Below are 22,397 nucleotides of genomic sequence, written 5' to 3'. Positions count from 1 at the left end.
GCGAGCAGGCATATGGTTACGGGTGAATCCGTGCGCGCAACGATGTGCGTCTGCGCGCACGCGCCCTTGCCCGCCACACCCCATGGACGACGATAACGCCCTCACCCTCGACATCTGGCTGGTGCGCGTGCTGCGCACGCTGCTGGTCGAGCGCAGCGTCACGCAGGCCGCGCTGCGCCTGAACCAGACCCAGCCCGCCATCAGCACGGCATTGCGCCGGCTGCGCGAGATCCTGGGCGATCCGATCCTCGTGCGCGGCAAAGCCGGCATGGTGCCGACCGAGTACGGCGAGTCGCTGTTGCAGCACGCGCAGCGCGTGCTGCGCGACGTGGAGTTCGTGGCCACACCGCACGGCGACTTCGACCCGGAGCGCTCGAAGCGCACATTCCGCCTCGCCGCCCCCGACTACCTCAACGACTTCTTCATGCCGACGCTGATCGCGCGCTTTCGCGAGACGGCGCCGGCAGCGCGGCTGGAAATCCTCTCGCTCTCGCCCACGCTCGACCATCACGGCGCGCTGGACTCGGGCGAGCTCGACATCGTGATCGGCAACTGGCCGAAGCCTGAGGCGCGTTTCGCGCGCAGCGACCTCTTCTCCGACAAGGTCGTCTGCATGATGCGCGCGGATCATCCGCTCGCGCGCCGCGAACTCACGCGCGAGGCGTATCTCGCCGCGCCCCATCTCGCGCCCACGCCCTATACGGGCTCGCATGCGAGCGCGATCGATCTGGGGTTTGCGAAGGCGAAAGCCGAGCGCCGCATCGTCGCGACGCTGCCCTACTTCGGGCTCGTGCCGCAGGTCTTGCTGCAATCGGATCTGATCTTCACGACGACACGGCGCTTCGCGCAGCATTACGCGAAGCTCATGCCCATTGCCGTCGTCGAGACGCCGTTCGCGTTTCCGCGCATTCACTGCTACCAGATGTGGCATCCGCAGCCGGACCGGCCAAGCGACGTGGGTTGGCTGCGCGGGTTGATCGAAGCGGTGTCGGGAACGTTGACCACTGAGCGCGGCACGAAGCGCGCCGGGGCGAAGAAGGCCGCGAACGCGACCGGCGAAGCGACGCCCACGCCGCCGCTCGAAGCCGCCTGAACCAACGCAAGCGGGCGCCTCATCATCGAGGCGCCCGCTTCGTTGTGCGGCTCGTGGAATCAGGCGCGCTCGAGCGCGACCGTTCTCACCACCGCCGGGCGCTGCGCCACCCGCATCTGCATGAGTTGCGCGGCGACCGCCACCGCAATCGACGAAGGCGCCTTGTCGACGATCCCCGTCACGCCGATCGGGCACGTCATCTCGTCCATGCGCTGCGCTTGCACGCCGCGCTCCATGAGCCGCCGCTCGAACTTCACGCGCTTCGTTTTCGAGCCGATGAGGCCGAACCACGCGAAATCGCGCCGCCGCATGATGCGCTCGGTCAGCTCGAAGTCGAGCGCGTGATTGTGCGTCATCACGAGAAAGTATGCGCCCGCCGGCGCTTCGTCGACGATGGCCGCCGGCGTGTCCGTCGCTTCGATCTGCACGTTGGCGGGCACTTCGTCGGGGAACAACTCGTCGCGCTCGTCCACCCACTGCACGACGCACGGCAGCATGCCGAGCAGCGTGACGAGCGCGTGCCCCACGTGGCCCGCGCCGAACAGGACGATGTGCATCGGCCCGTAGTGCGGCACCGGCGTACTACGGCGGCCGATGATCACGCGCCCGGTTTCGTCGACGCGCACGCAATGTTCAGGATGGCGATTCATTTCCCAGCCCCCTCGCGCGCCATCGTCCGCACCGCGCGCACGCCCTTGAGGATTTCCTCGGCGGTGGCCGGCGCATTCATCGGCGGATTGAAGCGGTAGTCGGCCACGCTCGCCACAGCGTCGCGAATCGCGAAGAACACCGAGAACGGCAGCAACAGCGGCGGCTCGCCCACGGCCTTCGAGCGGTGGATGCTGTCTTCCGCGTTGCGGTTCTTGAAGAGCCGCACGTTGAATTCGGCCGGCGTGTCGTTCACGGTCGGAATCTTGTAGGTGGACGGCGCGTGCGTCATGAGCTTGCCGTCCGGCTTCCACCACAGCTCTTCCGTGGTGAGCCAACCCATGCCCTGGATGAAGCCGCCTTCCACCTGGCCCACGTCGAGCGCCGGATTCAGCGACGCGCCCACGTCGTGCAGCGCATCGGCGCGCAGCACGCGCATTTCGCCCGTGAGCGTGTCGATCACGACTTCCGATACCGCCGCGCCATACGAGTAGTAGTAGAACGGCCGCCCGCGCAGCGTGGCCTGATCCCAGTACAGCTTGGGCGTGGTGTAGAAACCATCGGACCAGAGCTGGACGCGCGCAAGATAGGCCTTCGACACCAGCGTCTCGAACGGCACGATCGTCTCGCCCACGATCACGGAGTCGTTGGCGAAGCCCACGTCGGCGGCGCTGATTTCACCCTTGCCGTAGCTGGTCGCCGCCAGCGCGGCGAGGCGCACACGCAGCTGGCGTGCGGCGTCCTGGGCCGCCTTGCCGTTCAGGTCGGTGCCGGTCGATGCTGCCGTGGCGGAGGTGTTCGCGACCTTGCTCGTGTCCGTGGCGGTCACGCGCACGCGGCCGAACTCGATGCCCAACTCGTGCGCCACGACCTGCGCGACCTTCGTATTCAGGCCCTGGCCCATTTCGGTGCCGCCGTGGTTCACGAGCACCGAGCCGTCGGTGTAGATGTGAACGAGCGCGCCCGCCTGGTTGAAGTGCGTGACGTTGAACGCAATGCCGAACTTGACCGGCGTGAGCGCAATGCCCTTCTTGAGCACGTCGTTGTTCGCGTTGAATTCGCGAATCGCGGCGCGCCGCGCGCGATAGCCGCTCGTTTCCACCAACTCGTCGATCAGCTCGTGAATGACGTTGTCTTCCACGACCTGGCCATAGGGCGTCTCGTTGTTCTGCGTTTTACCGTAGAGATTGCGGCGGCGCACGTCGAGCGAATCGAGGCCGAGCGTGCGCGCGACGTCGTCCATGATGTATTCGATCGCGAACGCGCCCTGCGGGCCGCCGAAGCCGCGAAACGCGGTGTTCGACTGCGTGTTGGTCTTGCCGCAGAAACCGGCGATCGACACGTCGGGCAGCCAGTAGGCGTTGTCGAAGTGGCAAACGGCGCGCGTCATCACCGGGCCGGAAAGGTCCGCGGAGAAGCCGCAGCGCGAGGTCATGTCGACCGACACGCCTTCGATCGTGCCCTGGTCGTCGTAGCCCACTTCGTAGGTGTAGTGGAAATCGTGGCGCTTGCCCGTGACCATCATGTCGTCGTCGCGGTCGGGGCGCAGCTTCACGGGGCACAGGAGCTTCCAGGCGGCGAGCGCCGCACAGCAGGCGAAGAGGCCCGACTGCGATTCCTTGCCGCCGAAGCCGCCGCCCATGCGGCGGCATTCCACGAGCACGTTGTGCGAGGCGACGCCCAGCACATGCGCGACGAGGTGCTGCATTTCGCTCGGGTGCTGCGTGGAGCACCACACGTGCATGCCGTCGTCGTCCTTCGGCACCGCATAGGCAATCTGGCCTTCGAGGTAGAACTGCTCCTGGCCGCCCAGCAGCATCTCGCCTTCATGCCGATGCGCGGCGCGTGCCGCGCGCGTGGACGCCTCGCCGCGCGCGAGCTTCATCGGCGGCAGCACCGACTGCTGCGCGGCACGCGCCTGCTGCGCCGTGAGCACGGCGGGCAGCTCTTCGTACTGCACCTCGGCGCGGCGGGCGGCGAGGCGCGCCGTGTCGTGCGACGTCGCCACGACGATGAACATGGGCTGGCCCACGTACTGCACGACGCCATCGGCGAGCACGGGATCGTCGTGGATGATCGGGCCGCAGTCGTTCACGCCGGGAATGTCCTCGGCCGTGAGCACCGCCACGACGCCCGGCGTCGCGCGCACTTTGGCGAGGTTCATCGAAACGATGCGGGCGTGCGGCTTCTGCGAAAGCCCGAGCGCGGCGTGCAGCGTGCCGGCCACGACGGGAATGTCGTCGGTATAGGTGGCGCGGCCGCTCACGTGCAGATGCGCGGATTCGTGCGGGCGCGATACATGCACTTGCGCGAAGGGCTCGCGTGCCTTGAGTTCGTCCAGGAACGGTTCGGCTTGCTGGTTCATTGTCTCGTTCTCCGTATGTCTTTTCCGATTCCTGAATGTCTCAAGCAGTTTCTGCGGCTACGTTGCGTACATTGAGCGCTTGCGACGCAAGCGGGTTATGCGGACGCGTTTCGAGCCAGAAGCGGTACAGCGTGTTCTTGGCGGATTCGAGGCGGTAGTCGCTCGTCGCGCGCATGTCGGACAGCGGCGCGTAGTCCTTGCCGAGCGCGATCATCGCGGCCTGGGCCGTCGCTTCGTGCCAGTGCGCATCGGTGAGCACGCCCTCCGCGTGGCTCGCGCGCTTCGGCGTCGCGGCCATGCCGCCGAAGGCAATGCGCGGCTCGCGGATCACGTCGCCATCGGCGATATAGGCGTAGGCGGCGCACACGGCCGAGATGTCCGAGTCGAAGCGCTTCGAGACCTTGTAGGTGCGAAAACGCAGGTTCGCGCGCGCGCCGGTGCGCGTGGGCACCTTGAGCGCGAGCACGAACTCGTGCTCGGCCATGTCCCTCTTCTGGTAGGCGAGGTAGAGGTCTTCGAGCGCCATTTCGCGCTCGATCTCGCCGCCGCGCAGCACCACGCGCGCGCCGAGCGCGATGAGCCCTGGCATCGAGTCGCCGATGGGCGAACCGTTCGCGACATTGCCGCCGATCGTGCCCGCGTTGCGAATGGGCAGCGAGGCGAAGCGCTGCCACATCTCTTCGAGTTCCGGGTAGTGCTTCGCGAGTTCCGCATAACCACGTTCGACGCTCACGCCCGCGCCGATCTCGATCCACGCGTCGCTCACGTCGATGCGGCGCATCGCGTCGACCTGGCCCACGTAGACGATGTCGCCAAGTTCGCGCATCTGCTTCGTGACCCACAGGCCGATGTCGGTGCTGCCCGCGAGAATGCGCGTGTTGGGGCGCGCGGCCTTGATCGCGGCGAGCGCGTCGACGGTGCGCGGCGCGTCGTACTGCTGGCCGCGGCTCTCGTAGTGGAAGGTGTCCGTGCGTTCGAGCGTGGCGAGCGTCTGTGCGAGCGCCTTCACGTCGATGGGCTGCTTCGGCGCGCCGGCCTGGAACATCTGCTCGGCGGCGTCGAGGATCGGCCGGTAGCCCGTGCAGCGGCACAGGTTGCCCGTAAGAGCGTTGGCGATCTCGTCGCGCGAAGGCACGCTGCACGCGCCCTTGGCGGCACAGGCGCTTTGACCGACGTGCGCGGCGTGCCCCGCGTGCTCGTGGCCATGCTTCTCGTAGAGCGCCCACATCGACATCACGAAGCCTGGCGTGCAAAAACCGCACTGCGAGCCGTGGCAGTCGACCATGGCCTGCTGCACGGGGTGCAGCGAGCCGTCGGGCTGGCGCAGGTCTTCGACGGTGAAAAGCGCCTTGCCGTCGAGCGTCGGCAGAAACTGGATGCAGGCGTTGACGGCCTTGAAGCTCACGCCGCCCGCCTCGTTGCGCTCGCCCACCACGACCGTGCAGGCGCCGCAGTCGCCTTCGGCGCAGCCTTCCTTGGTGCCGGTGCAGCGCGCGTCTTCGCGCAGGTACTGCAGAACGGTGCGGGTGACGCCCGCGTCGCTGACTTCGCGAATCGCGTTGCGGTGGTAAAAGCGGATCGGCTGGCTCATGGTTTCTGGCTCGTCGTTGGCTGCGGCTCGCAAAAGGCGTGTGCCGCTCGAGTGGACGGTTCGAAAACTATCACTGCCAATATTGGCAACCCATAGCTAGAGGAGCATGGGGGATATATCGTTGAATCGATGAATCGGCGTGCTGCAGTGCAGCCGCGCTTATGTTGCTGTGTCTCGATCGCGAGATTTCACAGACGATTTGCGAATATCGGACATATTCGACTGACCATTTGGCCGCTGAGATGCCGATTCCTCCGCACGAACGGTCGGACCAGGACGCCGCTACAGCGCGAATTGCCGCCAACGTCGCGCAAAATCTCGGGATCTTCGCAGCTGGGCTATCGGACGTAAAACGCCGTCATCTGCGCAGAAAACGCGTGTTCCGAGGGCCGAAACAGCTTTTCAATTTCTGCATAAAAACCGGTTCCATGGGACAATCACGCCTTTCCTGCCGTTTTCCATCCGCATTTTCCCCATGTCCGCTGATTTGGCGCCCCCGCGCAAAGCCGCGTCGACGACCCTGCAGATCATTCCGGTCGTCTTTTTCACCTTCCTCTGCTACCTGACGATCGGGATTCCGCTCGCCGTGCTGCCGGGCTACGTGCACAACGACCTCGGTTTCAGCACCGTGGTGGCGGGCGCCGCGATCAGCGTGCAGTACATCGCCACGCTCTGCTCGCGCGCGCTCGCCGGCCGCTCGGCAGATACGCTCGGCCCCAAGAAAACCGTGACGATCGGCCTGACGATCTGCGGCGCGAGCGGCGTTCTGCTGCTGCTCGGCACGCTCGTCGATCACTGGCCCGGCCTCTCGCTCGCGCTGCTGGTGGTGAGCCGCCTGTTGCTCGGCTGCGGCGAAAGCCTGTGCGGCACCGGCGCGATCCTCTGGGGCATCGGCCGCGTGGGCACGGCGCACAACGCGAAGGTGATTTCGTGGAACGGCATCGCGACTTACGGCGCGCTCGCGATCGGCGCGCCGCTGGGCGTCGTGATGGCGCACGCCCTCGGCTACTGGATGCTCGGCATTTCGGTCATCGCGATGGCCGCGCTCGGTTTCTGGCTCGCGCGCCCCATCGCGCCGGTGCCGACCGTGCACGGCGAGCGCATGTCGTACCGCAGTGTGTTCACGCGCGTGCTGCCGCACGGCATCGGCCTCGCGCTCGGCTCGGCGGGCTTCGGCTCCATCGCAACCTTCATCACGCTGTTTTACGCCGCGCGCCATTGGCCCAACGCGGCGTTCACGCTCACGGTGTTCGGTCTGATGTTCATCGGCGCGCGCCTGTTGTTCGCCAACACCATCAAGCGCTTCGGCGGCTTTCGCGTCGCCATCGTCTCGTTCTCGTGCGAATGCGCGGGCCTCTTGCTGCTGTGGCTCGCGCCCACGCCGCAAGTCGCGCTCGCGGGCGCGGCGCTCACCGGCTTCGGCTTCGCACTGGTGTTCCCGGCACTCGGCGTGGAGGCGGTCGGGCTCGTGCCGCCCGCCAGCCGTGGCGCGGCGCTCTCGGCCTACTCCGTGTTCCTCGACCTCTCGCTGGGCATTACCGGCCCGCTCGCCGGCTACGTGGCGAATCTGTTCGGCTATGGATCGGTGTTTCTCTTCGCCGCCATCGCGGCCGCTTCCGCCGTGGCGCTTTCGGTCTCGCTTCATCGCAAGAGCGTGCGGGCGCACGCCGCGCACGGTGCACAACACGCGAGCGGCGCCAGCGCGCCCGCAGGGCAACGAGCCGAATAAAGAAGGTTCCTCGCGGATTTCCGGGGAGCGAAGACTACGATCTTTCAGTCATCCGGCCCGGTCGGGGAGCGCCGCACCCGTGTCAGGCGTCGATGCTTTCCTCAAATTCGAATAGTGCGCCTTCATGAGCCTCGAGCATGGTGCGTATATCGGGCAGCGCACGGCGAACCATCGGGCGCGCAGACCTCGGGAGATTCGAGCAGGCGAGCTCGATATCGCCGCTTCTGTGCTCGCCGAGCATCGCGAGCATCACGCACGCCTGCTGGATATCTTTCTGCGACTTGACCAGCATGTTGGTGCGCAGGCGTGAAACGAGGATCTTGTGGATCGCGAAGCGTGCGGGGTCCGGCACGCGAACCGCCACCGCGCCGTGCCTTGAAATCAGTGTGCCCATGTGGGACTCGCCGAGCAGATAGGCGAGATAAGGCATGCCGCTCGCATGCGCGCCAAGCTCTGGAACGGCGACGGTCGGAAAGGTGTTGTCCTTCGAAGGCACGAGCAGATCGACGTGAAAACGCGTCCGCCCCGCCTGTTTGAACGACGTCGGCGGATCGCCCCTGTTGAACCCCGGCACCGGCACGAAGTCGATTCCCGTCTCTTTCAGGATTTCGAGCAGGCCGCCCGAGGGCACACCCTGTAACGCAAGCTGGCCGGCGCGCGCGATATCGATGTCCTCGGTCGCGTAGGCAAGCGCCTTGATGCCGAGGCTGTTGAGCAAAACCGCGTACGCGTGAGAACCCACGAGCACCGCGCCCGCCTGAAAAAGTCCGTGATTGTGGAGGACTGCCATGGTCGCGTAGGTCTTGTTGTCGGCGATCTGGAAGCCGAGCTTCGCGAGCTCGCGGACGCGGCTGATGAGGTCTTTGGACTGCTCGATCTGCGCCATCACCACAGCGACGCGCTCGTCGACAGCCGGATCGCCCTTGGGGCCGCCAAGACTCTCCTGCTGCCGCTTGCCTTCCGCGTTCATGAACTGCCGATAGTAGTAGACAGCGATACCGCGATGGTGCTCGGTGATCGTGCCCGGCGCGCCCACGAGAATCCGCCCCTGGCTGGCGGCCGCCTGCTCGACGTTCGCGTACTGGGAGCAGAACGCCTGATCGTGTCGCTGGTAAAGAGGAAGTCCGTGCATGTCAGATAATTGCAGTAATTTTTCAAATTTTACTGCAAAAGATGAGACCATAATTGCAGTAATTTCATGAAGATTACTGCAATCATCATAAGCTGCTTCGCGGTTGCCAGTTCGATCTTCCGTCGCACCCCAAACGCAATCACGCTCCCGGCTTCGGTTAGTGTGCGCCCGAGGATGCGCGGCAAACGATAGATGCCCCTACCCCGGAACTCTGCGAAGAACCATAAAAAAACCGCACCCGGCAATTCACGCCGGATGCGGCCTGGACTTCAAACGTATCGGGACTCGAGGCGGCTACGCGCCGCCTGCGCTTACTTCTTCACCGAGGTCGGATCGAGGTTCTTGCCCATGGCCTCGTTATAACGCTGCACGTATTCCTCGGTGAGCTTGCGCACCGCGCGGCCGATCTTGCGATAGTCCGACTCGTTGAGGTTCGCGAGCGACACGCGGCCCGACGGATGCGGCGTGCCGAAGCCCTTGCCCGGCAGCAACACCACGCGCGCCTCTTCCGCGAGACGGAACAGCAGTTCGTTCGGTTTGACCTGCTTGAGCAGCCAGTCGACGAATTCGCGCCCGAAGCGCTTCTCGCCCATGTATTCCATGTCGAGGATCGTGTAGTAGTCCACTTGGTTCGGATCGCCCTCGCCGTAGGGCACGCCCATTTCCTCGAAGAGCGCGCGCTTGCGGTTGCGAATGAGGCGCTTGAGCGCGCTCTTGTACGCGTCGGGCGTGTCCATGAGCGAGAACAGCGAGAACAGCACCATCTGCACCTGCTGCGGCGTGGAAAGACCGGCCGTGTGGTTCAGCGCGACAGTGCGGCTGTCGGCCACCAGACGGTCGATGAACTTGAGCTTGTCCGGCTCGGTCGTGATCGACTCGTAGCGCTTGTGCAGTTCCTTCTTCTGATCCTTCGGAAGCTTCGCGAGCGTGTGGTCGAGCACGTTGTCGCGATGCGTGGCGATCGCACCCAGACGCCAGCCCGTCGCGCCAAAGTACTTCGAATAGGAGTACACGAGAATCGTGTTCTTCGGCGCGAGCGCGAAGAGCGAGACGAAGTTGTCGGCAAAGGTGCCGTACACGTCGTCGGTCAGGATGATGAGGTCCGGGCGCTCCTTCACGATCTCGGCGACGTACTCGAGGCTCGCGTCGTCGATCTTCACCGAAGGCGGGTTGCTCGGGTTCACGAGGAAAAACGCCTTGACCTTCGGGTCGCGCAGCTTGTCGAGCTCCTTCTTCGAGTACTGCCAGTTGTTTTCCACCGTGGCGTTCAGATGCACCACGTTGAGCTGGTAGTCGTTGAGTTGCGGAATTTCGATGTACGGCGTGAAGATCGGCATGCCGAGCGCGATGGTGTCCCCCGCCTTGATCAGGAAGTTCTCGCGCATCGTGTTGAAGATGTACGTCATGGCCGCCGTGCCGCCTTCCACCGCGAACACGTCGAACTCGCCGACGAACGGATGTTTGCCGATCATTTCGCGGCGCAGGTACTGCCCGACGATGATCTCCGAAAGCTTGAGCATGCGGTCCGGCACCGGATAGTTGCAGGCGAGAATGCCTTCGCACATCTCATAGAGGAAGTCGCCCGCCGAAAGCCCCAGCTGGTCGCGCACGTACGACACCGCGCCCGCGAGGAACTTGATGCCGGGCTGCCCCTTGCTCTCGCGCACGAAGAGGTCGAAGCGCTCGACGATGCCGTCGCGCTGCGGGAAGCCGCCCACACCCTCGGGCATGTAGGCAAACGAGCGCTCCGACTCGCGCATGGCGAAGAGTCCGAGTTGCCAGAAACCGTGGCGCGGAATCGTGGCGAGGAAGTTGGGATTGCCGCGGCCCGCGTTGAGCATCGCGAGATTGGCCGGGCGCGCGCTCGCACCGCCGCCGGCCGCCTTGATGAGTTCGTCCTTCAGCTCGAACGGGCTCAGTGCATCGAGACCCGACTTTTCTTTCGCGCCGTTACCCTTCGCTTTCGTTGCCATGGTGTTCTCTCCATTGGAAGACGTTGCGCGTGCCGTGCGCGTTGCTTGCGCCTTTGAGCGATCGCATTGCGCCGGCCCGCGGTTTCGACAGATTCGTTGAGGCGAGCCGCACTCACATGAGCGGCCCGCGTTGAGACTCATCAGATTTTGTTCCGAGAAGCCCCGTCATTCATGGCGGGGAAAAAAGGGGCGCCGCTGCTTGACAGTGGCATTCCGCGGTTAAAATGACTGGCTTGATCCTCGTCTACCGCTACCGGGTGAAGTCGCTCAGCGGCCTGCTCAACAAGCAGAGCCGAGCGGTGAACTATGTGTGGAACTTCTTCAATGACACGCAGAGGCACGCGCTCCGGTGGGGCAAGAAATGGCCGACCGGTTTCGACCTTAATGTGTTGACGACGGGCAGCAGCAGGGAGCTCGGCGTCCACTCCGGTACGGTCAACGCGACGTGCGAACAGTACGCGAAGTCGCGCAGCCAGCACCGGCGGCCTTACTTGCGCTACCGCGGCAGGAAGTCTCTCGGCTGGGTGCCCCTGAAGGGGCGCGACCTCAAACGCGAGGGTGAGGCGTTCCGCTTCGCTGGCAATACCTTTCGAGTATTCAACAGCCGCCCGCTGCCTGAAGGCAAGATCAAGGACGGCACCAACTTTGCCCGGGACGCACGCGGCAACTGGTTCGTGAACATCGTCATCGAGGTTGCTGACGTACCCGCGCGGCCAATCCGGTCGGGTGTTGGCATCGACCTTGGTCTGAAGGCCTTTGCTGCACTCTCCACTGGCGAAAAACTGCCCAATGCCCGGTTCGGTCGATGTGCGGCCGACAAGCTGGCACAGGCGCAGCGTGCGCGCAAGCACAAACGGCATATCGCGAAGCTGCATGCCAAAGTAGCGAATGCCCGCGCCGATTTCCAGCACAAGCTCGCGCTCGATCTGGTGCGTCGCTTCGACTACATTGCGGTTGGCAACGTCTCGGCCGCCAAGCTCGCCAGAACCAGAATGGCAAAAAGCGTCTACGACGCATCCTGGTCGTCCTTCCGGGAGAAGCTCCGTTATAAAGCGATGGCGCACGGAGCAACCTTTGAGGAAGTGAACGAAAGCGGTTCTACCCAGTCCTGCTCGGCGTGCGGTTCGAAAGACAGCATGACGAGGCCGAAAGGTATCGCGGGACTGCGAATAAGGGAGTGGACCTGCAGTAGTTGTGGTGTCGTACATGATCGTGATACCAATGCTGCGCTAAACATTCTCCGATGCGGACGTGCATCGCCAGGTGTGGGAATCCCCTGCCTTTAGGCGGTGGAGGACGTCAAGTCATGCAAGACCGACTACGAGCGGCCCGAGCAGCGTTAGCAGCACGTTCGCGATCGCGTAGGTAATCGCGAACGGCACGGTGGGCACCGCGCTCTCCGCCTTGTCGAGAATGCCGCCGAAGGCCGGGTTCGCACTGCGCGAGCCGGACAGCGCGCCGGCCAGAATGGCCGCGTTGTTGTACTTGAGCACGTAGCGGCCGAACAGCATCGTGAGAATGAGCGGCACGATCGTCACCACGACGCCGAGCAGGAAAATGGTGAGGCCGCTCTGCTTGACCGTCACGACGGCTTGCAGGCCCGAGTTCAGCCCTACCACCGCGACGAACGCCGCAAGCCCGAAGTCCTTGAGCAGTTGCGAAGCCGCAGGCGGCATCACGCCGTACATGGGGTGCTTGCCGCGCATCCAGCCGAACACGAGGCCCGCGAGCAGACAGCCGCCGCCGGAGCCGAGCGTGAGCGGAATGCCGGCCACGTTCACCACGATCAGACCCACCAGCAAGCCGAGCACGAGGCCCACGCCCATGTAGATGAAGTCGGTCTTGTTGCTGTACGCGAGTTCATAGCCGGCGGCCTGCACGGCGCGCTTCGTGTCGGTGGCGGTGCCATAGATCGTCACTACGTCGCCGTGCTCGAGCTTCGTCTCAAGCAGGAGCGGCACGGGCTGGCCCACACGCTCGATCTTCTCGATGTACACGCCATGACGCAGATCGCGATCGACGTTCTTGCGCACCTCGGCAATCGTCGTGTGGTTCATGCCCTTCTTCGTGAAGACGAGCTGGCGCGTTTGCATCACGAGGCTCATGCCGCCCGAGTCCGGCACTTCCGGCCCGATCAGCGCGCCCACTTCGACCATCTGCTCGCGACGGCCCACCACCAGCACGACATCGTCCCGGCTCAGCACGAAGTCGGGAGTGGCGTCGAGCACCTTGCCGGCGCGGCGAATTTTCTCGACCGCCACGAAGTCGCTCTCGGCCAGTTCGATCTGCTTGACGGTTTTGCCTGCGGCCGCGTCGACCCGGAACACGCGCCCGAACAGCTCCGGCAGCGCCGTGATCTGTCCCGGGCCCGCGGCGGCGTCGCCCCCCGACATCTCGCGTTCGGCGTCCGCCGAAGCGTCCTTCAGGCTGCGGCCCATGAACTTCGGCAGGATGTTCACGCAGACGATGATCGCGCCGAGCGAGCCGAACACGTAGGTGACGGCGTAGCCGATCGCGACGTCGGCCTGCATGGCCTTCACCTGGTCGGGCGGCAGACCCAGGCGCGCGATCGCGTCGCCGGCCGTGCCGATGATGGCCGACTGCGTCATGCCGCCCGCGGCGAGACCGGCGGCGAGGCCCTTGTTGAGGTGAAAGAGCTTCGCGCAAATCAGCACGGTGGCGAGACCCGCCAACGCCATGAACACCGCCATGGCGATTTCGCGCAGCGTCTTGCGGTTGAGCGAGTTGAAGAAGCCCGGGCCGGAGTCATAGCCCACGGCGTAGATGAAGACGGCGAACATCACCGACTTCACGCCGTTGTCGACGGTCACGCCCACCTGGCTCACGACGACGGCCGCGAGCAGCGAGCCGCCCACGCCGCCTAACTGGAACTTGCCGAAGTTGATCTGGCCGATCCAGTAGCCAACGGCCAGAGAGAGAAATAGCGCGATTTCCGGGGATTTGTGAAAGATGTCATGCAACCATTCCATCGTGTCCTCGCTTTGGAAAGAACCCCCGTTGCTGCTGGGGATGGCCGGCAATGGAACACCGCCAGCCAGGTCGAGCCGAAAACACCAGCCAAAAGTCGTCAGCCAAACTTCGCCGCGAGCCCGACCACCACGGGACCCATGAGCGGCAAGAGGATGTTCGACAGCGCGTAGGTGATCGTGTAGCCGATCACGGGAGTCGAGTTGCCGGCTACGCCGACGAGCGCACTGATCGCCGGCGTGCTGCACTGCTGACCGGCAATCGCGCCGAGCAGCATCGGCGCCTCGAGCTTGAGGAACATGTGCCCGATCCAGAGTGAAAGGAGCCCGGGAATCAGCACCATCAGAATGCCGGCGAGCGGCAGCGCAAGACCGTACTCGCGCACGAGCTTGATGGCGTCGGGGCCGGCGGAGAGCCCGACGGCCGCGATGAAGGTGGCAAGACCAAAGTCCTTGAGCACCTGCGCGGCGGCCGAGGGCAGCGAGCCCACCACGGGGTAACGCGAACGCAGCCAGCCGAAGAACAGACCCGAGAGCAGACACCCGCCGCCCGTGCCGAGCACCAGCGTGACGCCGCCCACGTTCACGCCGAAACGCCCGATCATCATGCCGACCAGCACGCCGAGGCCCAGATAGACGAAGTCGGTCTTCTGGGTCTGCTGGATCACGTAGCCAAGACGCTTCGCGCCGCGCGCGACGTCGCTGGGCGTGCCGACCAGTGTCAGCACGTCGCCGCGATGCACGACCATGCCGGGCAAGGCGGGCACCGTGGTGTCGAGCCGCGTGATCGCGCCGACGTAGATGCCGCGGCCCGCTTCCGGCGCGGCGCGTTCGCGCATTTGCGCGAGCGTGAGGCCGTTGACGTCGCGCTGCGTGACCATCACGTCCACGCGTTTGGCGAGCAGCTTGAACAAGCCCTCGCCCGGCATCTCTTCGCCCAGACTGCCTGCGGCTTCGATCACGGCTTCGCGACGCCCGGCGATCAGCACGATGTCGCGCGGCTGCAGTACGGACTGCGCGTCGGCGTCGAGCTGGCGCCCGTCGCGCAGTACGTACTCGATCGTGACGTTGTTGCCAAAGCGCGCCTCGAAGGCGGCGACTGCGGCGCCGGCCGCGGGACCCACCTTGAACGCGCGACCTTCGAGCGGCGCAAGCGCGAGCCGCTGCCCTTCGTCGAGCGCGCCGTCGCCGCCGAGCTTGCGATACAGGCGCGCGGCCTCTTCGCGCAGGTTCACGCGCAGGATCAGCGGGGCAATCTGGCTCGTGAAGAGCACGATGGCGATGAGGCCAAACAGGTAGCTCACGCTGTACGCGGTCACGATGTGCGCCTGCAGCGTGCTCACCTGGGCGTCGGTCAGGCCGAGCCGCGTGATCGCCTCGGAAGCCGTGCCGATCACGGCCGATTCGGTCGCCGCGCCCGCGAGCAGGCCCGCCGCGGTGCCCGCATCGAGCTTCATCACGACGACCGCGATCATGACGAGCGCCATGACCGAGACGATCTCGACGATCGAGAGAAGTCCGTAGCGCCAGCCGCGCCCGACGTTCGCGAAGAACTGCGGACCGCCCGTGAAGCCGAGCGCGAAGATGAAGAGTGCGAAGGCAATGTTCTTGAGGTCCGGCGAGATGCGCGCGCCGGTTTGCCCGAGCACGAGCGCGACGATCAGCGTGCCGCACACGCCCCCGAGGGAGATCGGCCCGAAGCGGATCGAACCGATCAGATAACCGAGCGCGAGGCTCACGAACAGGGCAATCTCGGGTTGCGACTTCAGCAATTCGACGATCATGTCTGGTCTGCCGATTTACGTTTTTAGTGAGCCCGAAAGCATGCTCAAAAACGAGCAGCAATGCACATTAAATAACATTCAATGCTAATGCCGGTCGTTATTTTTTCCATGCGAAATAATTGCCTCATGCAGCAAAAGAATCAATGCACGCTTAATGCCGGCATGTAAATTACGAGGAATTCCCAGACCGCAATGACCCACAATCGGCCGCAGGCAAAGGTGGATCCGCCATGAATCTGGCAGTTCTGACAGATATCCGTTGCTTGCGCGAATTACGCAAACACGTTATCTGCAACGCACAATAATTCGATAGTGACAAAAACGCACAACACATTCCTCACTCAATACATGCCGATTGCGGATTGAATCTTTTACAAGCAAGAAATGATGCAGTGTGTTGAGATAGATATTGTAATTCTCACCGACTGTCAATATTATTTTTGTTAGATTCCCGCAGTCGCCGATCGCAGTCGTTCATTCGAAGCACATTGACCATAACAACGCGACACACCGCTTCGATCCTCAACTTCGCCAGCCGTTGCGGCGCCCCTCAACCGGTCCATGCATCGAGCATACGAGGCTACACATGAACCAGATACACGCCATGCGCGTCTTCGTCAGGGTTGCGGAAACCGAGAGCTTTCGTCGCGCCGCGCAGCAGCTCGACGTCTCCAACGCGCTCGTCACGCGCTCCGTCGCGATGCTCGAGGCGCACCTGAATACACGCCTGATCAATCGCACCACGCGCAATCTCGCGCTTACCGAGGCAGGCCAGCGCTACCTCGAAGGCTGTCGTTGCGTGCTCGAGGAACTCGATCATCTGGAGCGCTCACTGGCGCACACGGAAAACGAGCCGAGCGGCACGCTGCGCGTGGTGGCGGCGGGCGCGCTCTCGCTCGCCACGCTCACGCCGCTCATCGACGGTTACCGGCGTCTGTATCCGCGCGTGAACGTGCGACTCACGATCGCCGAGCGGCCCGTGGATGTCATGGAAGACGGCTTCGACGTGGGCATCGTCGGCGCTACGCCCACGCGCAACGGCGAGTGCGTGGAGCGCGCGCTCGGCACCACGATGTTCGTCCCCTGCGCGGCTCCCGCGTGGCTCGCCGAGCACGGCGAGCCGCATACGCCCGAGCAGCTCGCGCAGTGCGCGGCGGTCGCGCTGCCTCCTGAGGAACGCAGCGCGACGTGGCAGTTCGCGAAGCCCGGCGAGCGCGCCCAGCAGGTCACGCTGCAGCCCGGCTACGCCGTCAACAACATGCTGATGGTGCGGCTCGCCGCGCTGGCCGGCATGGGTGTCGCGATCGTGCCCGCGCCGCTCGTCGCCGACGACTTCACCGCGGGCACCTTGCGCCGGCTCCTGCCCGACTACGACATCGACGATCCCGACACGCGCATGTCGATCGTCTATCCGAGCCGCCAGTACCTGCCCGCGAAGACGCGCCGCTTCGTCGACTACACGGTCGAGCATTTCGAGCATGCGCGTCATGCATCGCCCATGCCGGCGAGTGCCACTGGCGCACCGAGCCGGCCGCTGAGCGTGGCGTGAGCCCACATCGGGCGCGCGTAGTATGTGCGTCGCGCGTGCGCCCGCTTGTTTGAGAACATGCCGGCAAGCGAGCGCGCCGTTAGCGAACATGCCGTTCGCGGCGACGGCGCATCAAAGCCGGGGCGAGCTGCCGTCGACCGGAACCAGAACGCCCACGTCGCCCGCGCCGCACAGCTCGCGCAGCAATGCCGCTTCGCGCTCGTGCACTTCCACGGGTAGCCACAATGCCCCCGCCCACGCGAGGTAGCGCGCGCGATGCTGGCCATTGCGAAACGCCACCACGCCCTCGTGCGCGAGTCCGAACCATCCGGCCAGCCCCGCCACGCGGCGTTTGCTGATCGTCACATAGGGCATCTGCGGCACGCGCTCGTTGTCCGGATCGAGAAACTCGCGAATGCCGCGAATCTTGCCGCTATGCCAGTCTTCGACGGGCTTGAGCACATAGTCGGTGTCGTCGCGGTCGGCGCAGAGAAGCAGCCTGTGCAGATCGACGATCACGACGACGTGGCGCGTGCCGTCGGTCGTGAAGACGCGCTTGAAGCGCACATGGTCATACGCGTCGTGGTCGGGCAACGGGACGGTCCACAAGGGCCCACAAACGGGATACGGCGAGGAATCCGAAACGGAGGTGATGCTGGACATGGACGTCGATTGCATGCGTGCGGTGGGGAAAACGTAGTTCAGGAAATGAAACCGGCCTAAGCTACGGATGAGCCATTAAATTTTTATGACGAATGCGGGGCGCATCGAGGACTGACACATGACGATTGAAACCTTCGGCGAGCATGTCCGCATCGAAGCCCAGGAACGTGTAGCAATTCTCGTGCTCGACCGCCCCGCGCAGCGCAACGCCATCGACAGACCCGTGGCGAACGCACTCGCTGCCGCCTTTACGCGCTTCGAAGAAAATCCCGCGTGGCTCGCGGGCGTACTGTACGGCGCGGGCGGCACCTTCTGCGCGGGCGCGGATCTCACCGCGCTCGCCGACCCCGAACGCCGCAATGAAATCCACGCCGACGGCGGCGGCCCAGGCCCGCTCGGCCCCACGCGCATGTCGCTCAGCAAACCCGTGATCGCGGCGATTTCTGGCTATGCCGTAGCGGGCGGGCTCGAACTCGCGCTGCTATGTGACCTGCGCGTGGTCGAAGAAGACGCGGTGCTCGGCGTGTTCTGCCGCCGCGTGGGCGTGCCGCTCATCGACGGCGGCACGGTGCGCCTGCCGCGCCTGATCGGCCTGTCGCGCGCACTCGATCTGATCCTCACGGGGCGCGCCGTCGATGCGCAGGAAGCCCTCGCATTCGGCCTCGCCAATCGTGTGGTCGCAAAAGGCGGCGCGCGCGAGGCCGCCGGGCAACTGGCCGCGCAACTCGCAGCGCTGCCGCAGGCGGCGTTGCTCGCGGACCGCCGCTCGGCGCTCGAGCACAGCATGCTGCCCGACACCGCCGAGGCGTTGCGCCGCGAAGGCGCGCTCGGCTATCGCGCGGTGCTCGACGAAGGGCTCGCGCTCGCGGGGCGCTTCGCGGCCGGCGCGGGCCGTCACGGTGAACCGCTCGATCCACGCGAACCGTAGTCAGCTAGACGAAAATCGCACGCGAACCTCGCGACGGTCGATTGAGCCGATCGACTTCTAGATGGCCACCGTGCGCAGCGCTTGACGCTTGAAGGCGCGCGCGCGACCCACTACATTGAAATTGATCCGCGCCGCTGCCCCCGCCCCTGCCGCCATGTGTCATGACGCTGAGTACGCCTGCGTCTAACGGCAATCTTCAGACGAACCGCCCCGGCGCCCCCTTCCCTGATGCCGCATCACGGGAGAGACCTGATGCCGACGGATCGAATCATCCGCTTCGCGGACTTCGAACTCGACGTCGAGCGGTACCAGTTGCGCCGAGAAGGTACTGCGGTCAAGCTGGAGCGGTTGCCCATGGATCTCCTGATCCTGCTTGCCTCGCGCCGCGGCGAACTGATCTCGCGCGCGGACATCGTCGACCGGCTGTGGGCCGGCAACCCCTTTCGCGACACCGACAACGGCCTGAACACGGCGATCCGCAAGATCCGCATCGCGCTCGCCGACGACCCCGCCACTCCGCGTCACCTCATCACGGTAAAGGGTAAGGGCTACCGGTTCGACGGTATCCTGCCTCCACGCGCCGACGCTCACGATGCGCCGGCTGCCGCGCGCGACCCGCACGCGTCGCGCGAGAGCGAGCACACGCTGGCCGCCGTACGCATGCTGGTGCTGCCGTTCGCCAACCACACAGGCGACGCGAGCCAGGACAGCCTGTGCAGCGCGCTCGCCGACGAGATCTCGGTCACGCTCGGCGCGCTCAACCCGGAGCGCCTGCTCACGATCGCGCGCACCACGGCAGCGTGCTACCGCGCGACGCAAAAGAGCATCGGCGAGATCGCGCGCGAGTTGAAGCTCGACTACGTGCTCGAAGGCTCGCTCACGCGCGCGGGGCAGCAAACCCGCATCCTCACGCGTCTGATCCGCTGCGCCGACGAAGCGCAGATCTGGAGTCGCGCGCACGAAAGCGCCACGCAAGGCGCACTCGACATCCTCAAGGAAGCGGTCGCGGCGCTCGCCGAGAACCTGGCGTCGACGCTTTCCGAGCAGCAGCGCACGCGCCTCGAGCGGCGCCTGCCCGTCGATCCCGCCGCGCACGACGCGTATGTGCGCGGGCGTTTCTTCTGGTATCGCCGCGTGCACTTCGAAGCGGGCTTTTGCGCGCATCACGGCATCGACGGCGAAGACTTCGTGCGCAGCCGCACCTACTTCGAGGCCGCGCTCGAGCACGACCCGAGCTATGCGCTCGGCTACACGGGCCTTTCGAACTACTACGGATCGACGGTGGTGCACGGCTTCGTCGCGCCCGACGACGGCTGGCCGGTCGCGCGCTCGCTTGCCGAAAGCGCGCTCGAACTCGACCCGGACCTGCCCGAGGCGCATCACGCGCTCGCGGCCGTGCGTTACTTTTACGACTGGGACTGGGACCAGGCCGAGGCCGGCTTCAAGGCAGCCCTGCGGCGCAATCCGAGTTACCCGGAGGCGCATCGGCTCTATGCGCGCATGCTGGTGGCGGCGGGACGCCGCGCGGAAGGCGACGCCGCGATGGAGCGCGCCGAGCGCATCGATCCGCTGGCGTTCCAGGGGTCGCGCGCGTTCGGCATGGTGATGTCCGGCAGGCATGCGGAAGTCGTCAGCGAATATCTCGCGCCGGGGCACATGGACCATCCGCCGCTCGTCTATCAGTTGCTCGCTACCGCGTTCGAAGTGAAAAAGCTCTACGCGCAGGCCGTGGATGCCACCGTGGAGGCGCTCGAACGCTGCAACCAGCAAGCGCGCGCGACCATCATTCGCGCTCGCTGGGAAACGGGCGGCTATGACGCGGTGCTGCGCTGGTATCTGGAGGACCTGCTCACGCGGCGGCGGGCCCGGTACACCTCGCCGCTGCTCATCGCCGAGGCCTACGCGCGCTTGGCGCAGCCCGACGACATGTTCCGCTGGCTCGAAACGGCGCTGGCCGAGCGCAGTTCGCGGCTATGCGAGTTGCGCACGAATCCATGGTTCGCGCCCTGGCGTCCGACGGGGCGCATGCGGCGCATCGAAAAACATATTGGCGGCGGCCCGACACGCTGAGCGCCTGGCGCAGATTGCGAGAGCGCGTCGGGTCGCCGTCCTGATAGCTGGGTCTTTCCTGTCTACTCGTTGCCGTCTCAGTTACCGTGATAGAGCCCTTCGCTCAGCGCCTTTTGCTGACCCGATTGCTCGGAGCGCACCAGGTCCTGATAGACCTGCGCGTGCGTGAGCGCCATCGGCGCGCCCGAAGCGCCTGTCGACATCGGTGAGCCGCCCACGTCCTGCGCAGCCGGCGGCATGCCGGCCTGTTGCGTCGGGTCGTCGCTCTGCGATTGCGCCAGTGCGCTACCTGCGAATAAGGCGGCCGCTGCGGCCACCACGATGCGTACTGCGGTCATCGTGTTCATGTCATCGCTCCAGGAGGGTTGCGCAAGTTCGGTTCCGTCATGCGCGGGACGGACGACGCGAGGGCGGTGCCCGCCGGCGGGCGGACCGGATGGCGGACTGTTTTGCTCGTTGGATCGTGTGGGTATCGTGCTGCCCGCGAGCGCGTTGCGCCATGCACGTAACCTGTAGAAATCGTCAAGAAATGTGAAGGAACGGTGAACAGGGGCCGGCAATAAAAGCTGTTGTTTTCCCAACAGCATTGAAAAGCGTGCCGTATGCGTTGTGTCAGGTTTCAGTACAATTCCGCGTTGACTTAAATAAAACGGCTTCGCGCTTAAGGCCCGCCGCCGTCCTGCGCCGACCACACGCCATGCCCTTGCCTCTTCTCGCCCTTGCCGTAGCCGCCTTTGGTATCGGTACCACCGAATTCGTCATCATGGGCCTGCTGCCCGACGTCGCGCGCGACCTGAGCGTCTCGATCCCGGCCGCGGGCATGCTCGTCTCGGCCTACGCGCTCGGCGTGACGATCGGCGCGCCCATCGTCGCCATCGCCATCGCCAATGTGCCGCGCAAGCAGGCGCTCATGCGCCTGATCGGCATCTTCATCGTCGGCAACCTGTTGTGTGCGCTCGCCCCGAACTACTCGATCCTGATGGCCGCGCGCATCGTCACCGCGTTCTGCCACGGCGCGTTCTTCGGCATCGGCTCGGTGGTCGCGGCTGGCCTCGTGGCGCCGAACCGCCGCGCCCAGGCCATCGCGCTGATGTTCACGGGCTTGACGCTCGCCAACGTACTGGGCGTGCCGCTCGGCACGGCGCTCGGCCAGATCGCCGGCTGGCGCACGACGTTCTGGGCCGTGACGGCCATCGGCATCCTCGCGGCGGCGGCGCTGCAGGTGTGCCTGCCCGCGAAGATCGAAATGCAGAAGGCGAGCCTCGTGCATGAGTTCGGCGTGCTGAAGAACCCGCAGGTTCTCATGGTGCTCGGCATGAGCGTGCTGGCCTCGGCCAGCCTCTTCGCGGTGTTCACCTACATCACCCCGATTCTCGAAGACGTGACCGGTTTCTCGCCGCATGAAGTCACGTTCGTGCTGCTGCTGTTCGGCCTTGGGCTCACGGTAGGCAGCACGCTGGGCGGCAAGCTCGCCGACTGGAAGCTCATGCGCTCGCTGCTCACGTTCCTCGCCATGATCGCCGTGGTGCTCGCCGTGTTTTCGCTGACGATGCACGACCCCATCGCGGCCATGGCGACGATCTTCGTGTGGGGCATTCTCGCGTTCGCGATCGTGCCGCCGTTGCAGATACTGATCGTCAACCGCGCGAGCGACGCGCCCAACCTCGCCTCCACGCTCAACCAGGGCGCGTTCAATCTCGGCAATGCAGGCGGCGCCTGGATTGGGGGCGTGGCGATCAGCGCGGGCGCGCCGCTCACGGCGCTGCCGTGGGTGGGCGTGGTCACCGCGTTCGCGGCGCTTGGGCTCACGCTGGTTTCGGCGCAGATCGACCGGCGCGCGCGCCGTCGCGTGGCGGTATCCGGGCCGACTTCCTGCGCGTGATGCTTTTCTCGATGCGGGCACGGG

Annotated in this window: 16 protein-coding genes; 7 read left to right on the top strand and 9 right to left on the bottom strand. The window is 65.3% G+C overall.

The features are described from left to right. The first annotated feature begins 82 nt into the window (after positions 1-82). Positions 83-1,093: a LysR family transcriptional regulator gene (locus tag A3CW_RS44875; RefSeq protein WP_051481122.1), complete on the top strand. Its 1,011-nt coding sequence runs from the start codon at positions 83-85 to the stop codon at positions 1,091-1,093. Positions 1,094-1,152: 59 nt separating this feature from the next. On the opposite strand, the gene xdhC is transcribed toward A3CW_RS44875, so the two are convergent. The 3 genes from xdhC to xdhA are packed head-to-tail and all read right to left on the bottom strand — an operon-like array spanning position 1,153 to position 5,697. Continuing rightward, a complete protein-coding gene (gene xdhC, locus A3CW_RS0102010) occupies positions 1,153-1,743 on the bottom strand; it encodes a xanthine dehydrogenase accessory protein XdhC (RefSeq protein ID WP_051481117.1) in 591 nt (196 codons plus the stop codon). Continuing rightward, positions 1,740-4,106: a xanthine dehydrogenase molybdopterin binding subunit gene (xdhB, locus tag A3CW_RS0102005; RefSeq protein WP_028202075.1), complete on the bottom strand. Its 2,367-nt coding sequence runs from the start codon at positions 4,104-4,106 to the stop codon at positions 1,740-1,742. The genes xdhC and xdhB overlap by 4 nt, the downstream gene beginning before the upstream one ends. A 40-nt stretch (positions 4,107-4,146) precedes the next feature. Beyond that, positions 4,147-5,697, bottom strand: a complete 1,551-nt coding sequence (gene xdhA / locus A3CW_RS0102000; protein ID WP_028202074.1) for a xanthine dehydrogenase small subunit — start codon at positions 5,695-5,697, stop codon at positions 4,147-4,149. A 475-nt stretch (positions 5,698-6,172) separates the two neighbouring features. Here xdhA and A3CW_RS44870 point away from each other — a divergent pair, with 475 nt between their 5' ends. Continuing rightward, a complete protein-coding gene (locus A3CW_RS44870; protein WP_081771483.1) occupies positions 6,173-7,426 on the top strand; it encodes an MFS transporter in 1,254 nt (417 codons plus the stop codon). Positions 7,427-7,508: 82 nt separating this feature from the next. On the opposite strand, the gene A3CW_RS0101990 is transcribed toward A3CW_RS44870, so the two are convergent. Further along, the gene (locus A3CW_RS0101990; protein WP_028202073.1) at positions 7,509-8,558 is read right to left on the bottom strand and encodes a GSU2403 family nucleotidyltransferase fold protein; all 1,050 of its coding nucleotides are present in this window, start codon (positions 8,556-8,558) and stop codon (positions 7,509-7,511) included. 311 nt (positions 8,559-8,869) lie between these two features. After that, a complete protein-coding gene (locus tag A3CW_RS0101980) occupies positions 8,870-10,531 on the bottom strand; it encodes a bifunctional aspartate transaminase/aspartate 4-decarboxylase (RefSeq protein WP_028202071.1) in 1,662 nt (553 codons plus the stop codon). Between the two features lie 233 nt (positions 10,532-10,764). Between A3CW_RS0101980 and A3CW_RS0101975 the strand changes: the two genes are divergently transcribed. Next, on the top strand, positions 10,765-11,817 hold the full coding sequence (locus A3CW_RS0101975) for an RNA-guided endonuclease InsQ/TnpB family protein (RefSeq protein WP_028202070.1): 1,053 nt from the start codon (positions 10,765-10,767) through the stop codon (positions 11,815-11,817). 18 nt (positions 11,818-11,835) lie between these two features. Here A3CW_RS0101975 and aspT (A3CW_RS0101970) read toward each other — a convergent pair whose 3' ends face one another. Continuing rightward, the gene (aspT, locus tag A3CW_RS0101970) at positions 11,836-13,521 is read right to left on the bottom strand and encodes an aspartate-alanine antiporter (RefSeq protein ID WP_028202069.1); all 1,686 of its coding nucleotides are present in this window, start codon (positions 13,519-13,521) and stop codon (positions 11,836-11,838) included. Positions 13,522-13,619: 98 nt separating this feature from the next. Further along, entirely contained in the window at positions 13,620-15,302 is a 1,683-nt protein-coding gene (gene aspT, locus A3CW_RS0101965; protein WP_028202068.1) for an aspartate-alanine antiporter, read from the bottom strand. Positions 15,303-15,888: 586 nt separating this feature from the next. Between aspT (A3CW_RS0101965) and A3CW_RS44865 the strand changes: the two genes are divergently transcribed. Continuing rightward, positions 15,889-16,851 carry a LysR family transcriptional regulator gene (locus A3CW_RS44865; protein WP_051481115.1) on the top strand — a complete coding sequence of 321 codons (963 nt, stop codon included), beginning with the start codon at positions 15,889-15,891 and terminating at the stop codon, positions 16,849-16,851. Positions 16,852-16,962: 111 nt separating this feature from the next. On the opposite strand, the gene A3CW_RS44860 is transcribed toward A3CW_RS44865, so the two are convergent. After that, entirely contained in the window at positions 16,963-17,493 is a 531-nt protein-coding gene (locus A3CW_RS44860; RefSeq protein ID WP_154677829.1) for a plasmid fertility inhibition factor family protein, read from the bottom strand. Positions 17,494-17,611: 118 nt separating this feature from the next. Between A3CW_RS44860 and A3CW_RS0101950 the strand changes: the two genes are divergently transcribed. Together A3CW_RS0101950 and A3CW_RS0101940 are read left to right on the top strand one after the other, a co-directional pair. Beyond that, positions 17,612-18,421, top strand: coding sequence for a crotonase/enoyl-CoA hydratase family protein (locus A3CW_RS0101950; RefSeq protein ID WP_028202067.1), 810 nt, complete (start codon positions 17,612-17,614; stop codon positions 18,419-18,421). 252 nt (positions 18,422-18,673) lie between these two features. Continuing rightward, positions 18,674-20,491: a winged helix-turn-helix domain-containing protein gene (locus A3CW_RS0101940; protein WP_245623511.1), complete on the top strand. Its 1,818-nt coding sequence runs from the start codon at positions 18,674-18,676 to the stop codon at positions 20,489-20,491. Positions 20,492-20,568: 77 nt separating this feature from the next. Here A3CW_RS0101940 and A3CW_RS0101935 read toward each other — a convergent pair whose 3' ends face one another. Further along, positions 20,569-20,838: a hypothetical protein gene (locus A3CW_RS0101935; RefSeq protein ID WP_051481111.1), complete on the bottom strand. Its 270-nt coding sequence runs from the start codon at positions 20,836-20,838 to the stop codon at positions 20,569-20,571. Between the two features lie 350 nt (positions 20,839-21,188). On the opposite strand from A3CW_RS0101935, the gene A3CW_RS0101930 reads away from it, so the two are divergent. Beyond that, positions 21,189-22,373 (top strand): MFS transporter, encoded by a 1,185-nt coding sequence (locus A3CW_RS0101930; RefSeq protein WP_028202064.1) that lies wholly within the window; start codon positions 21,189-21,191, stop codon positions 22,371-22,373. Positions 22,374-22,397: the final 24 nt, after the last annotated feature.

The sequence above is a fragment of the Paraburkholderia nodosa DSM 21604 genome (genome assembly GCF_000519185.1).
GTDB lineage: Bacteria > Pseudomonadota > Gammaproteobacteria > Burkholderiales > Burkholderiaceae > Paraburkholderia > Paraburkholderia nodosa.
Note: the sequence above shows the minus strand (reverse complement) of the source record. Positions and strands in the feature narration are given on the sequence as shown.

Coding starts and splice junctions, on each gene's coding strand:
- A3CW_RS44875 (WP_051481122.1), top strand. CDS start 83: ATGGACGACGATAACGCCCTCACCCTCGACATCTGGCTGGTGCGCGTG.
- xdhC (WP_051481117.1), bottom strand. CDS start 1,743: ATGAATCGCCATCCTGAACATTGCGTGCGCGTCGACGAAACCGGGCGC.
- xdhB (WP_028202075.1), bottom strand. CDS start 4,106: ATGAACCAGCAAGCCGAACCGTTCCTGGACGAACTCAAGGCACGCGAG.
- xdhA (WP_028202074.1), bottom strand. CDS start 5,697: ATGAGCCAGCCGATCCGCTTTTACCACCGCAACGCGATTCGCGAAGTC.
- A3CW_RS44870 (WP_081771483.1), top strand. CDS start 6,173: ATGTCCGCTGATTTGGCGCCCCCGCGCAAAGCCGCGTCGACGACCCTG.
- A3CW_RS0101990 (WP_028202073.1), bottom strand. CDS start 8,558: ATGCACGGACTTCCTCTTTACCAGCGACACGATCAGGCGTTCTGCTCC.
- A3CW_RS0101980 (WP_028202071.1), bottom strand. CDS start 10,531: ATGGCAACGAAAGCGAAGGGTAACGGCGCGAAAGAAAAGTCGGGTCTC.
- aspT (WP_028202069.1), bottom strand. CDS start 13,521: ATGGAATGGTTGCATGACATCTTTCACAAATCCCCGGAAATCGCGCTA.
- aspT (WP_028202068.1), bottom strand. CDS start 15,302: ATGATCGTCGAATTGCTGAAGTCGCAACCCGAGATTGCCCTGTTCGTG.
- A3CW_RS44865 (WP_051481115.1), top strand. CDS start 15,889: ATGAACCAGATACACGCCATGCGCGTCTTCGTCAGGGTTGCGGAAACC.
- A3CW_RS44860 (WP_154677829.1), bottom strand. CDS start 17,493: ATGTCCAGCATCACCTCCGTTTCGGATTCCTCGCCGTATCCCGTTTGT.
- A3CW_RS0101950 (WP_028202067.1), top strand. CDS start 17,612: ATGACGATTGAAACCTTCGGCGAGCATGTCCGCATCGAAGCCCAGGAA.
- A3CW_RS0101940 (WP_245623511.1), top strand. CDS start 18,674: ATGCCGACGGATCGAATCATCCGCTTCGCGGACTTCGAACTCGACGTC.
- A3CW_RS0101935 (WP_051481111.1), bottom strand. CDS start 20,838: ATGAACACGATGACCGCAGTACGCATCGTGGTGGCCGCAGCGGCCGCC.
- A3CW_RS0101930 (WP_028202064.1), top strand. CDS start 21,189: ATGCCCTTGCCTCTTCTCGCCCTTGCCGTAGCCGCCTTTGGTATCGGT.